A 13,140-nucleotide genomic window follows, 5' to 3' on the forward strand; every position below is an offset into this window, starting at 1 on the left:
CCACAGGCCCGAGCAACAAGGAGCAAGCCGGAACAAGCCGGCGGGCCCACCACGCCCACCACCCCAGCCATCAACACACATCAACGAATGATGATCGACATCGCCAGCCAAAGATCACGTCGGTGGATTCAGGCTAAGGGACGTCTCGTAACCCCGCTGTCTGTCCGTTGAGGATGATCGGTCAGGATGCCTGGGTGCAGGTGATCACCGCAGCCCACCCTGAGTGGATCTTTCCGTTCACCGGGCTGCAGCCCGCCCAGTTCCGCAAGCTGGTCCGTCTGGTAGCCGAGCGTGGCGGTGATGCGATCGCTGATGGCCGGCCGGGCCGGCAGTGGGCCTTGGACCTGCCGGATCGGGTGTTGCTGGTGGCGGCGTACTGGCGCACGAACCTGACGATGCGCCAGATCGGGCCGCTGTTCGGGGTGTCGCACTCGGCTGCGCACCGGGTCATTGACGCCCTCGGCCCGCTGCTCGCTCTGGCGCCGGTGCGCCGGCGCCCGGTCGAGCAGATCGCCGTCGTCGACGGCACTCTGATCCCTACCCGCGATCACCGCCTGGCCGCCCGGAGCAAAAACTACCGGTACTCGACGAACCTGCAGGTTGCCATCGACGCCTCCACCCGCCTGGTCGTCGCCGTCGGTGACCCGCAGCCGGGCAACCGCAACGACACGATCGTCTACCGCAGCTCAGGGATCGAGGAGAAGCTGGACGGGCGGCCCGTGATGGCCGACGGCGGCTACCGCGGCAACCCTGAGGTGATCATCCCGTACCGCAAGCCCGCCGACGGCAGTGATCTGCCGGACTGGAAGCAAGCCCTGAACGTCGAACACCGGACCGTTCGAGCAGGGGTCGAACATGCCCTGGCCAGGATGAAGTGCTTCAAGATCCTGCGCGACTACCGCCGCGCCGCCCACACATTGGCCGACGCCGCCTCCGGCATCGCCAACCTCCACAACATCATCCTCGCCGGCTGACCGCCGGACCCGTGCCGGGCAACGCCTTCACCCAGTTACGAGACGTCCCTTAGGTGGATGGTCAGATCGGTGGTCGTGCGGATCCGTAGCCGGCCGTTGCGGGTGTCGCGCCGACGCAGCAGGCCGGCGGTCCAATCATGGCGGCCGTTACATTGTCGATCAGCGGGCTCGGCCTACGCCGACTACTTCGCTGAAGCGATCAACGCGCCGGCAGAACGCCTCGCATTCACCAGCCGAGCAGCGTCCGAGTCGGCGGCCTGCAGCCGCGAAGTTTTCGAAGGACCGTACGGGTGCCGAACGGCCCTACGGCGCTAGTTTGATCCGGCTGATCATGTGAATGCGTCCGGATCGACGTGGGCCGGGCGGGACTGTGAGGAGGCGTCTGTCCGTCGCGGTCGCCGAGGCAGTAACCCTTGCGATCATCGTCTCGGTGATGTGTCGGGTGAAATTTCGTCTGCCCGGGTGGCCATTGGCCTGGATCGTCGGAGGTCTCTTCGGTTTGCAGGGTGCGATCTTGGGGACGCTCATGGGTGGGTCGGCCAACCCTGCCCGGCAGTTGGGACCTGCCCTTCTCTCCGGCGAGGTCCACCTGCTCGCGGTTTACTTGATCGCTCCAATAACTGGCGGGCTCCTCGCCGGGTGGATTGCGGGTCATTTCGAGTACAGGCACCGCCCCCGCGACGTGTACCGCTTCCAGGCGTCACTGGATCATGGCAGCGGAAATACGGATCTGATGGCCGACGAGCGTGGTCATGACCCAAATGCCACTCAGCCTGTGAAGCTCTTGCGGCCCGCGCACGAGTTGGCCAGTAGGGCTTGACCTGTACCGTCCGGGCATCGAGGTCGATGCACCGCAACACCGGACGAGCCCTTTCTATGGAAGGTCTCGTGAGCGGGTTGCGACGTCTGCGTCGGAGCAGAATCCTGTTCTCCGTTGTTTGAGGCACATCAGGCCGAGCAGCGATCCGTCTGCGGCGACTACGGCCATGCGTCGGATTCCCCGACTGATCATCAGGCCGTGCACGACAGCGGTCGGAGTGTCCGGTGACACCGTACGGTCCATGAGCGTCGACCAGGTCAGTGCGGGACCGAAGGTTCCCCGTGGCGGGAGGTCGGTTCGCGTCAAGGTCCCGGCAAGCCTCCTGCCCTCGGTCAACAGCACCAGGTGCACATGGTCGTTATCCAAGGCTGCCCGCGCTTGCCTGATCGAGGCATCGGCAGGAAGTGTCTTCGGATGCCGGAGCATGACGTCACGGACCGTCGTCTCGGTCTCGGTGGTGATCTCGTGAAAGTCAACGCCGTGTTCGCCGGCATCTGGCAGGCGCGTCTGGGGATTCATTGGGAGATGCGGTCCCAGCCGCGCCGCGGTTGGTGGCTGCCCAGTTGTTCGTCGCGGGTGCGGTAGACAATGTAGGGGCGGGTCAGGTAGCCGACGGGTGCGCTGAACACGTGTACGAGTCGGGTGAACGGCCACAGTGCGAAGAGGCCGAAGGCGGCCAGTGCGTGCAGCTGGAAGCCGAGCGGTGCGCTCGCCATCAAGCTGGCGTCCGGCTGGAAGGCCAGGAACGAGCGGTACCAGACCGAGACGCCCTCACGGTAGTTGTACTCACCACCGATGGTCATGATCGAGCCGGCGATCGTGTTCCACATACCGAGCACGATCACGACGGCGAGGAACGCATACATCACTTTGTCCATACGGGTGGTCGCGGAGAAGACGGGACCGACCGTGCGGCGGCGGTAGATCAGGATCACCATGCCGGCCAGCGCGGCGGCGCCGGCGAGCAGACCGCCCGTGACGGCCACCACGTGGTAGCTGTGTTCGCTGATCCTGACGGCGTCCGTCCACGACTGCGGTACGAGGAGCCCGATGATGTGGCCGCCGACGACTCCGAGCATCCCGAAGTGGAACAGCGGGCTCCCGATGCGCAGCAGCCGGTTCTCGTAGAGCTGGCTCGATCGGGTGGTCCACCCGAACTTGTCGTAGTGGTAGCGCCACAGGTGCCCGACGACGAAGGTCGTCAGGCAGATGTAGGGCACCACGACGAAGAGGAACTCGTTCATCGGCGTGCTCCTGGGAAGGACGGCATGGACAAGAGGATCGGTTTCGGTGCGGCGCCGGCGCTGAACTGCGGGGCGGCGAACGGCGCCAGCCCCACTTCCTCCTCCGGGGGGCCTTCGGCGGCGAGACGGCGTACGGCGTCCCGCTCGTCGCCGCGCAGGGCAGGCAGGGTCGCGGTGACCGCGTCAATGAGGGCCGCCCAAGGGGAGGACAGGTCGGCGAGCGACAGGCGCAGCAGCTCGAGCCCCGCTCGGTGATCGAGGATCAGGCCCCGACCCAGATGCTGGTCCACTGTTGCCGCGAACTCGAGCACCACGCAGAGGTGATCGGGTAGCTCCGAGTCGGCGAGCTCGTAGCCGGCGCTGAGGTAGGTCTGTTTGAACCGCAGCAGCGCCATTCCTCGCTTGCGGGTGTCGCCGTGGGCGAAGTAGGTCAGGAACAGGTTGCACCGGCGACGGTTGTCGAACGTCTCGACGTAATCGGCTTGCAGCTGGGGCAGGGGCGTCCGCTCCAGGTGGTCGGCGAATCCGCGGATCGAGTCCCCGATGGCCACCGGCAAGTGCTGAGAGGCACCCCGGATCACGTCCAGGCGCGCCAGCATCTCGGAGTCGGGGTAGTCGAGCAGCAGTGACACCGACTGCCAGACGATTGTCAGCTCGTGCGGGGCGAGGCCGGCGTTCGGTCGACGGCTCATGAGTCTTTCTTTCTCGGCGGGAAGAGTCCGGCCGGTGAGCCCTTGCCGTCCCAGTTCAGCAGGTTGACGCGCGCGCCCTTGTCGGCGGGCGAAGCGAGCGTGTCGGCTGTCTGACGGTCCTGGAGCATCTGGAAGTTCTCGACGGCGATCGGTGTCGGCACGCCGGAGCCCTCGCCGAAGAGGTCCTGCTGCCCGCCGCCGTACGCGGAGACCGAGCACTCGGTCGCCAGTTCTTCCAGGGAGTGCGCCTGCTCGGCGTGCGCCGGCGGGATGACGTAGCGCTCGTCGTACTTGGCGATCGCGAGGAGCCGGTACATGTCGTACATTTGCTCTTCGCTCATGCCGACCGCGGCCGGGATGGTGCCGTCCGGGTCGCGGCCCATGTTGATGTCACGCATGTAGCAGCGCATCGCGGCCAGCTTCTTGAGGACGGCGTCGACCGGTCCGACATCGCCCGCGGTGAAGAGTTCGGCGAGGTATTCGATGGGAATGCGCAGGGCGTCGATGGCCGCGAACAGGTTGCCCTTATCCTCGGCGTCCTCGCCGGTCTCTTGTACGACGTCGACCACGGGTGACAGCGGTGGGATGTACCAGACCATCGGCATCGTGCGGTATTCCGGGTGCAGCGGCAGCGCCACCTTATAGGTGTTGATCAGGGCGTAGATCGGGGAGCGCTGCGCGGCCTCGATCCAGTCGCGGGCGATTCCCGCCTTCTCCGCCTCCCGCATGACATCAGGGTCGAACGGGTCCAGGAAGACCTCACGCTGCGCCTCGTAGAGTCCGTGGTCGTCCTCGGTCGACGCCGCCTCGAGGACCTTGTCGGCGTCGTAGAGCATCAGGCCGATGTAGCGCAGCCGTCCGACGCACGTCTCGGAGCAGACGGTCGGCAGGCCGACCTCGATCCGCGGGAAGCAGAACGTGCACTTCTCCGCCTTGCCGGTTTTGTGGTTGAAGTAAACCTTCTTGTACGGGCAGCCTGACACGCACATCCGCCAGCCTCGGCACTTGTCCTGGTCGACCAGGACGATGCCGTCCTCCGCTCGCTTGTAGATCGCGCCGCTGGGGCACGACGCCGCGCACGACGGGTTCAGGCAGTGCTCGCAGATCCGCGGCAGGTAGAACATGAATGTCTGCTCGAACTCGAACTTCACCTTGTCGCTGATCTTTTGCAGCATCGGGTCACGGTGTGCGGTCGCGGTGGACCCGCCGAGGTCGTCGTCCCAGTTGGCCGACCACTCGATCTTCATGTCGTTGCCGGAGATCAGCGACTTCGGGCGAGCGACCGGGGTGTGCTCCTGAGCGGGGGCGTCGGTGAGTGTGGAGTAGTCGTAGGTCCAGGGTTCGTAGTACTCCCCGATCGAGGGGAGCTTGGGGTTGGAGAAGATGGTGAGGAGCTTCTTGAACCGCCCGCCGCCCTTGAGCACCAGTCTGCCGCGCTTGTTGCGCTCCCAGCCGCCCTTCCACTTCTCCTGATCCTCATACGTCCGGGGGTAGCCGAGGCCGGGGCGGGTCTCCACGTTGTTGAACCAGATGTACTCGGTGCCGGTGCGGTTGGTCCACGCCTGTTTGCAGGTCACCGAGCAGGTGTGGCAACCGATGCACTTGTCGAGGTTCATCACCATCGCCATCTGGGCCATGACGCGCATGTCAGTACTCCACGTTCTGTGAGCGCTTGCGGATGACCGTGACCTCGTCGCGTTGGTTGCCGGTCGGCCCGAGATAGTTGAACGCAAACGTGAGCTGGGCGTAGCCGCCGATGATGTGGGACGGCTTCACCAGGATCCGGGTCAGGGAGTTGTGGATGCCGCCCCGTTTGCCGGAGGTCTCGGCGATCGGCACGTCGATCAGCCGGTCCTGTGCGTGGTACATGTACACCGTGCCCTCGGGCATCCGGTGCGACACGATCGCCCGGGCGACCACCACCCCGTTGCGGTTGACCGCTTCGATCCAGTCGTTGTCCTGGATGCCGACCTTGGCCGCGTCCCGGTCGCTGATCCAGATGTTCTGGCCTCCGCGCGAGAGTGACAGCATGAACAGGTTGTCCTGATACTCCGAGTGGATGGACCACTTGTTGTGCGGGGTCAGATACCGCACCGTGAGCCCTTCGACCTCGCCGGCTCCCGTCCCGTCGGAGACGTTCCCCAGCGACGGTTCCGCGAACAATGCCGCCATGTTGAGCGGTGGGCGGTAGACGGGCAGGCCCTCGCCGAGCTCGGTCATCCAGTCGTGATCCAGGTAGAAATGCATCCGGCCGGTCAAGGTGTGCCAGGGCTTCCTGCGTTCCACGTTGATGGTGAACGGCGAGTACCGTCGCCCGCCCGTCTCGGAGCCCGACCACTCCGGTGAGGTGATCACCGGCACCGGTGGCCCCTGGGTGTCGGCAAAGGTGATCTGCTTGCCTTCGTGCTCCTCGGCGAGGTCGGCCAGCCGGACACCGGTGCGCTTCTCGAGCGTTTTGAACCCCTGAGTAGCCAGATGCCCGTTGGTGGTCCCGGACATGGCCAGGATTGCCTCGCAGACGTTGACGTCCTTCTTCAGCGACGGCCGGCCGTCGGCCACGCCGCCGCGAACGGCGCCGTTCTTGCGTCGCAGGTAATCGACCTCCTTGCCTAGCTCGAATGTGACGCCCTTGGTGGTCGCACCGAGGGTGTCGACCAGAGGGCCGAGCGCGTTCATCTTCTCGGCGATCGCGCCGTAGTCACGTTCGACCTCGACGAGCTTGGGCATGGTGACGCCGGGGATCGGTTCGCACTCGCCCATTTTCCAGTCACGCACGACGCCGTGCGGGTTTGCCATCGCGTCCGCCGTGTCGTGGGTGAGTGGGACTGCGACGACGTCCTTGCGCACGCCGAGGTGGGTCGCGGCGAGCTCGCTGAACTTCGCTGCGATGCTCTGCCAGGCGTCCCAGTCGGTCCGCGTCTGCCACGGGGGCGCGATCGCCGGGTTGAAGGAGTGCACGAAGGGGTGCATGTCGGTGGTGTTGAGGTCGTGCTTCTCGTACCAGGTTGCCGCCGGGAGAACGACGTCGGAAAAGATCGTGGTGCTGGTCTGCCGGAAGTCGATCGTCAGAAGCAGGTCGAGCTTGCCCTCGGGAGCCTGGTCACGCCAGGTCACCTCGGCCGGGCGGCGGTCCTCCGGCGTCTCGGTCGCGCGAACCGACGAGTCGGTGCCGAGCAGGTGCTTGAGGAAGTACTCGTTGCCCTTTCCCGACGAGCCGAGCAGGTTGGCCCGCCAGATCGACAGGATGCGCGGATAGTTCTGTGGTGCGTCCGGGTCCTCACCGGCGAAGTCGAGCTCGCCGGACTTGAGCTGCTCCACGACGTACGCGCCGACCGGTTGACCGGCGGCGGCCGCATCGTCGGCGAGGTCGAGCGGGTTGCGGTCGAACGTGGGGTATGACGGCATCCAGCCCATCCGCGCGCTCTGGGCGATCACATCGGCCGTGGACTTGCCGGCCAGCTGGCCTTTGCCGGTGGTGGCGGCAAGGGTGTCGGCGCCGAACTGGTCGTACCGGAACTGGTTGGTGTGCAGGTACCAGAAAGCCGTCTGGATCATGTTGCGGGGCGGGCGGCTCCAGTCGAGGGCATTGGCAATCTGTGTGTAGCCCGTGATCGGGCGGACCTTCTCCTGCCCGACGTAGTGCGCCCAGCCGCCGCCGTTGACGCCCTGACATCCGGTGAGGTTGGTCAGAGTCAGAAACGCGCGGTAGATCGTGTCGGAGTGGAACCAGTGGTTCGTGCCGGCCCCCATGACGATCATCGATCGGCCCCGTGACTCCTCGGCGTTCGCGGCGAACTCCCGTCCGACCCGGGCAGCGGTAGCGGCCGGGACACCGGTGATCGCCTCCTGCCAGGCGGGGGTGTACGGCGCGTCCGCGTCGTCGTAGCCGCGGGCCCATTGCCCCGGCAGTCCGTCACGGCCGACGCCGTACTGGGCGAGCAGCAGGTCAAAGACCGTCGTGACGAGGTGCCCGTCGACCCGGCGGACCGGGACGCCGCGGGGCAGGTCGGCGGCCGCTCCGTCCGCGGTGTCGAAGCGGGGCATCCGCACCAGGACGGTCTCCTCGGCTCCTTCAAGCAGGGAGAGCAGCGGGTCGACGTCACCGAGTTCGAGATTCCACCGGCCGACACCGGCGTCACCGAACCGGTGACCGAGCGAACCGTTCGGGACGACCGGCTCACCGGTGCGCGCGTCGATGAGAACGGTCTTGAAGGCGGCGTTCTCCTGCGCCGCGCCGGTCAAGGACAGATCGGCGGCCGTCAAGAACTTGCCCGCGGTGAACGCGCCATCACCAGCGTCCTCGAGCTTCACCAGGTACGGCAGGTCGGTGTAGGTCTTCACGTACTCGGTGAAATATGGCGTCTGCCGGTCGACGAAGAACTCCTTGAGCACGACATGGCCCATCGCCATGGCCAACGCGCCGTCGGTCCCCGGTTTGGCGTGCAGCCACTCGTCGGCGAACTTCACATTGTCGGCGTAGTCGGGAGCGACCGCGATCACCTTCTGGCCGCGGTAGCGGGCCTCGGTCATCCAGTGCGCGTCGGGGGTGCGGGTGACCGGCAGGTTGGAGCCCCACATGATCAAGTAGCCGGCGTTCCACCAATCACCCGACTCGGGAACGTCGGTCTGGTCGCCGAAGACCTGCGGCGAGGCGACGGGGAGGTCGGCGTACCAGTCGTAGAAGCTCAGCATCGAGCCACCGACCAAGTTCATGAAGCGGGCCCCCGACGCGTGGGAGACCATCGACATCGCCGGGATGGGCGAGAAGCCGGCCACCCGGTCGGGCCCGTACTTCTTGATCGTGTGCACGTGCGCGGCGGCGACGATCTCGCAGGCCTCGTCCCAGGTGGCACGCACGAGGCCGCCTTTGCCGCGGGCGGCCTTGTAGGCCTTCGCCCGCCGCGGATTCTCGACGATGTGCTCCCATGCGCGCACCGGATCACCGTCGTGCTGCTTCTTGGCCTCGCGGAACATCTGGAGCAGGACGCCGCGGACATAGGGGTAGCGGACCCGGGTCGGCGAGTAGGTGTACCAGGAGAACGCCGCCCCGCGTGGGCAGCCGCGGGGCTCGTACTCCGGGGAGTCCGGACCGACCGACGGGTAGTCGGTCTGCTGGGTCTCCCAGGTGATGATGCCGTCCTTGACGTAGACCTTCCACGAGCAGGACCCGGTGCAGTTCACCCCGTGCGTCGAGCGGACCACCTTGTCGTGGCTCCACCGGTCCCGGTAGAAGTCGTCGGCCTGCCGGCCCCCTCGCTTCGTGAGGGTCCGCAGGTCCTCGGACACCGTTCCCTTGGTGAAGTAGCGACGGGTGCGTACCAGGGCCTCGCCCAGCGGGCCGTCCAAACCCGGCTGATCAGGGTGCCCCGGCCTGCCGGTGTTGTGGCGGGGGTGCTGATCGGGCGTCATGAGATGAACATCCTCCTCGTCGCGCCGATGCGCGGTTCGGTGTACGACGGTCATGGTCAGTAGCAGGATCGAGGCCGTGATCGCCGACGGCAGCCACAGCCCGTTGACATATGCCTCACCGGCGAGCAGGTATACGAGGAGATCGCCGGGCCGCGGGGCGTCCGCCGATCTGATAAAGGGCGCGGTGTTCGGCCGAGACCTCGACCCGAGTGAAAAATCGGCGGTGGTTGACCAGCGTGTCGGTCACCGAGTCCTCCAGAGCTGCACGATGTCGCGGGGTCTGCTGCAGGCTGGTTTGGCTGCCCACGATCGGGTCTCCCCTGGAGGCCGGTCGAGCTGTCGTAGATCGCTTCCGCGTGATGGTCTGCACACTAGCCCCTGGACGGGCACGAACGTGGCCATCGTGTGACGGCTTCCGGCCCAGCGGCCGAGACGAGCCTGAGGACACCGATGGAGGCATGGCCGGTTGGTTAGCGTCCGGGAGCGGGCAGCAAAGTGCCGACCTTGGCTCGGATGGTGTCGATGGCGTCCCAGTCGTCCGGGTCCAGGTTGGCGAGCGCGGCCGGGAAGACGCCGTTCTGCTCTTTGAGGATGTGCTCCCGGAGCAGTTCCAGGGTGGCGACGAGCCGCCCGGGCCAGGTCGGGTCGATGGGCGTGCCGTGCACGGCTTCGCCGAGGACAGCTTCGATGTGCCGGTGTTCGGCACGCAAGGCCGTAACATGGTCGGGGAAATCGGCAGCCAGTGCCGGGAACAAGCCCTGCTCCTCGACCTGCGTGTGCGGCTCGAGGACGGCCGTGATCCGGCAGGCCAGCTCCGCCATGCGCGCGGTGTCGGTCGCCGCACGGGCGGCACGGACCTCGCCGATGAGGTTGACGACCACGTCATGTTCGCGGGTCAAATCGTCGATGGCGGTCACAGCCTGGCAGCCGCAGTACTCACACATGAGCGGTGCTCCCCTTGACCGTGGTGCCCCGGGCGGCCGGGTCGGTCACCGGTTGGCCGATGCTCTTGGCGACAGCGGTCAGGGTCAACCCCAGGGCGGCGAGCGCGACGACCGCGAGCGCGCCCAGGCCGAGCGCGTACGAGCGGTACTGGCCGTACAGGGCACCCATGATCAGCGGGGGGACGAACCCGCCGAGGCCGCCGGCAGCGCCGACGATACCGGTGACCGAGCCGACCTTGTTCTGCGGTGCGAGGAGGGCGACCAGCGCGAACGTCGCGCCGCTGCCGGCGCCGAGGGCGGCGGCCATGGACAGGAACGCGATCGTGCCCAGTGGCGCGAGGCCGGGAGTGAACGCCTGGACGGCGGCGCCGACGACCACGACGCCGAGCGACGTGGCCAGCACCCGGGTGGGCCCGAGCCGGTCGGACAGCCAGCCGCCGATCGGGCGCATCACCACGGCCAGCAGCACGAACCCGGCCATCCGGTTGGCGGCGTCGGCCTGAGTGAGCCCGTACGCGGTCTTCAGGTAGGCCGGCAGGTAGACCGAGAACGCGACGTAGCCACCGAACAGGACCGCGTACAAGGCGGAAGCCTGCCAGGTGATCCGCAACCGCGCAGTGTCGGCCAGCCGCCGCGACAGCGGCTCTGCCGGGACGACCCGGCCGGGGGCGTCGCGCAGCACCAGTGCGGCCAGCAGGGCGTACGCGGCCAGGACGATCGCGGTGACGATGAACGGGGTGGCGACGCCGTGCGCGGTGACCAGTTTGACCGTGGTCAGGGCGCTGATCGCGGTGCCGCCCATGCCGGCACCGAACACTCCGATCGCCAAGCCCCGGCGCTCGGGCGGGAACCAGGCGTTGACGAACGGCACGCCGACGGCGAACGCTGTGCCGCCGATGCCGAGGAAGAACCCGCCGACCAGCAGTCCGGCCAGCGTGGTGTGTCCGGCTAGGCCGAGGTAGAGCACCGGGACGATGGTGGTCAGCGAGACCAGGGGGAACATGACCCGTCCGCCGAAGCGGTCGGTCAGGGCCCCGACCGGTATCCGGCCCACCGATCCGACGACGACCGGGACAGCGACGAGCAGGGCCTGCTGGAACGAGCTGAGCTGCAGGATGTCCTTGAACTTCGGGGCCAGCGGGCTGAGCAGCGCCCAGGCCCAGAAGTTGATCGCGAACCCGAGGGCGGCCAGGCCCAGCATCACCGCCCGCTGCCGGCCGCTCCCGGTGGCTTGTGTCGCGCCGGGCGTACTGGAGCGGCGCTGGCCTGCACTCATCATCGTCTCCACATTTCGTTCGCGTCGCCGGTGTCGGTCGTCATCGGCTCGGACCGGAAGGATGCGAGGCCCTGAATCAGGGTCCCCGTCCTCACGTTCCGCCAGATAGAGCCATTGGTCCCAGCAGCACGGGCCGATCATCCGTCGAGGTCGTGCAATTCGGCTGTCAGGCGGCACCGCTGACCGTTCCAGGCGGAGCTGCCAAACCTCGGGCCCGGACCGCAGCCATGGGGAGCCTATCGGCGCGCCGAAGCAGTCACCGATTTCGGCGAGGACTGGACGAGGCCATGCGCGGCGACCAGTTGAACCGCCGCGTCGCCGGGCGCCAGTGCCGCTAACGACCTCGTGCACGGTTGCCGGGAGGGCCAGTCACCTCATCGGCGGTGAGGTGCGGCTGGTAGGGCCTTGAGCGGCTTGGTGGCGTTCTCGGTGCGGTCGGTGTGTTGGTGGTCGGATAGCAGGCCTGATCCTGCCGGCGGTGCCGGTGTACTGGCGTTGCACCCCGACCGAATGCACGCCCTTCTTCAGGTCGCCGGTCTCGTCGACGACCAGGACCTGTGGGTGCCAGAAAGTCGTCCGTTGCGGCTGAGCTGGGGTTTCGTGGGGCTGGTACCTGCCGGGATGATCGGTGAGTGGCACTACGACTGGTCTACTTGATGTGCTCGCAATTGATGCAGTGGGCGGTGCTGCTGGCCCGGGACTCGGCGGCCAAAGACGTCGAGCTTCTGCTGCTGCGTCATGAGGTGGCGGTGCTGCGGCGACAGGTCGCTCGGCCGCGGGTGGACTGGGCTGACCGGGCGATGCTGGCCGGTCTGGCACGGCTGCTGCCCCGCCGGCTGTGGGACGGGTTGTTCGTGCGGCCGGCCACGCTGCTGCGCTGGCATCGGGATCTGGTTCGCCGGCGGTGGACCTATCCGAGCCGGCGGGGCCGGCCATCGGTCACCGCTGAGATCCGCGGCCTGGTGTTGCGACTGGCCGGGGAGAATTCGACCTGGGGCTACCGCAGGATTCACGGCGAGCTGTGCCGGTTGGGCTTCCGGGTTGGCGCCAGCACGGTGTGGACCATCCTCAGGGGTGCTGGGGTTGATCCGGCGTCGAAGCGGTCGGCGGTGACCTGGCGGCAGTTCCTGCGGGCGCAGGCCGAAGGCGTCCTGGCGGTGGACTTCTTCACCGTGGACACGGTCTTGTTGCGGAGGTTGTATGTGCTGTTCGCCGTCGAGGTCGCCACCCGCCGAGTCCACGTGCTTGGGATCACCACGCACCCGGCGGGGGAGTGGGTGGCCCAGCAGGCGCGGAATCTTCTGATGGACCTCGGCGAGCGGGCTGGGCGGTTTCGGTTCCTGGTGCGGGATCGGGACACGAAGTTCACCACGGTGTTCGACGCTGTGTTCGTCGCCGCCGGTATCGAGGTGCTCAAGACGCCGGTGCGGGCTCCGAGGGCCAACGCGTACGCGGAGCGCTGGGTGGGCACGTGCGCCGCGAACTACTCGACCGGATGCTGATCTTCGGGCGTCGCCATCTGCAGTCGGTGATGCGTGAGTATGTCAACCATTACAACGTGCATCGCCCGCACCGCTCGTTGGGACAGGCGCCACCGCTCCGCCCGACGCAGTCACCAGTCGCCGTAGCCGGTGTGCGGGTGGTGCGGCGCGATCGTCTCGGTGGCCTGATCGGCGAGCACTCGCAGGCTGCGTAAGGTAACCGATTTTCTGGCACCCACACGTCTCGACCCGGTATCTGCGCCAGGAGTTCTCGTCCCACCTCAGCTGGTATCTGCGGGG

General features: G+C 67.2%; 12 protein-coding genes and 1 pseudogene. 5 read left to right on the plus strand and 8 right to left on the minus strand.

The genetic code is table 11. The annotated features are described in order from the left end of the window. Positions 1 to 194: 194 nt before the first annotated feature. Positions 195 to 974, plus strand: a complete 780-nt coding sequence (locus tag DLJ59_RS15735) for a transposase family protein (protein WP_124773373.1) — start codon at positions 195 to 197, stop codon at positions 972 to 974. A 433-nt stretch (positions 975 to 1,407) separates the two neighbouring features. Then, the gene (locus DLJ59_RS38295) at positions 1,408 to 1,794 is read left to right on the plus strand and encodes an aquaporin (protein ID WP_425271426.1); all 387 of its coding nucleotides are present in this window, start codon (positions 1,408 to 1,410) and stop codon (positions 1,792 to 1,794) included. Between the two features lie 54 nt (positions 1,795 to 1,848). Here the strand turns inward: DLJ59_RS38295 and DLJ59_RS15745 are convergent, their stop codons facing one another. The 8 genes and pseudogenes from DLJ59_RS15745 to DLJ59_RS15780 all read right to left on the minus strand — a co-directional run. Continuing rightward, positions 1,849 to 2,313, minus strand: coding sequence for a CBS domain-containing protein (locus tag DLJ59_RS15745; RefSeq protein ID WP_124773377.1), 465 nt, complete (start codon positions 2,311 to 2,313; stop codon positions 1,849 to 1,851). Then, positions 2,310 to 3,038 carry a respiratory nitrate reductase subunit gamma gene (gene narI, locus DLJ59_RS15750; RefSeq protein WP_124773379.1) on the minus strand — a complete coding sequence of 243 codons (729 nt, stop codon included), beginning with the start codon at positions 3,036 to 3,038 and terminating at the stop codon, positions 2,310 to 2,312. Before narI ends, DLJ59_RS15745 begins: the two co-directional genes overlap by 4 nt. Next, complete coding sequence (gene narJ / locus DLJ59_RS15755) at positions 3,035 to 3,730, minus strand: nitrate reductase molybdenum cofactor assembly chaperone (RefSeq protein ID WP_124773381.1); 696 nt, start codon at positions 3,728 to 3,730, stop codon at positions 3,035 to 3,037. The genes narI and narJ overlap by 4 nt, the downstream gene beginning before the upstream one ends. Next, on the minus strand, positions 3,727 to 5,376 hold the full coding sequence (gene narH, locus DLJ59_RS15760; protein ID WP_124773383.1) for a nitrate reductase subunit beta: 1,650 nt from the start codon (positions 5,374 to 5,376) through the stop codon (positions 3,727 to 3,729). The genes narJ and narH overlap by 4 nt, the downstream gene beginning before the upstream one ends. Position 5,377: 1 nt before the next feature. After that, positions 5,378 to 9,139, minus strand: a complete 3,762-nt coding sequence (locus DLJ59_RS15765) for a nitrate reductase subunit alpha (RefSeq protein ID WP_124773385.1) — start codon at positions 9,137 to 9,139, stop codon at positions 5,378 to 5,380. A gap of 470 nt (positions 9,140 to 9,609) precedes the next feature. Next, positions 9,610 to 10,056 (minus strand): hemerythrin domain-containing protein, encoded by a 447-nt coding sequence (locus DLJ59_RS15770; RefSeq protein ID WP_244236051.1) that lies wholly within the window; start codon positions 10,054 to 10,056, stop codon positions 9,610 to 9,612. Between the two features lie 19 nt (positions 10,057 to 10,075). Then, complete coding sequence (locus DLJ59_RS15775) at positions 10,076 to 11,359, minus strand: MFS transporter (protein WP_124773389.1); 1,284 nt, start codon at positions 11,357 to 11,359, stop codon at positions 10,076 to 10,078. A gap of 465 nt (positions 11,360 to 11,824) precedes the next feature. Beyond that, positions 11,825 to 11,914, minus strand: a pseudogene (locus DLJ59_RS15780) (transposase); the annotation flags it as partial. Between DLJ59_RS15780 and DLJ59_RS36620 the strand changes: the two are divergent. From DLJ59_RS36620 to DLJ59_RS37455, 3 genes are read left to right on the plus strand one after another with little or no spacing between them, the layout of a single operon-like run. Next, entirely contained in the window at positions 11,870 to 12,016 is a 147-nt protein-coding gene (locus tag DLJ59_RS36620) for a hypothetical protein (RefSeq protein WP_167493859.1), read from the plus strand. The pseudogene DLJ59_RS15780 and the gene DLJ59_RS36620 sit on opposite strands and share 45 nt — an antisense overlap. After that, entirely contained in the window at positions 11,992 to 12,861 is an 870-nt protein-coding gene (locus tag DLJ59_RS15785) for an integrase catalytic region (protein ID WP_244236052.1), read from the plus strand. The genes DLJ59_RS36620 and DLJ59_RS15785 overlap by 25 nt, the downstream gene beginning before the upstream one ends. Then, entirely contained in the window at positions 12,855 to 13,055 is a 201-nt protein-coding gene (locus DLJ59_RS37455) for an integrase core domain-containing protein (protein ID WP_231931196.1), read from the plus strand. The genes DLJ59_RS15785 and DLJ59_RS37455 overlap by 7 nt, the downstream gene beginning before the upstream one ends. Positions 13,056 to 13,140: the final 85 nt, after the last annotated feature.

The organism is Micromonospora inaquosa (genome assembly GCF_003857055.1).
Classification (GTDB): Bacteria; Actinomycetota; Actinomycetes; order Mycobacteriales; family Micromonosporaceae; genus Micromonospora; species Micromonospora inaquosa.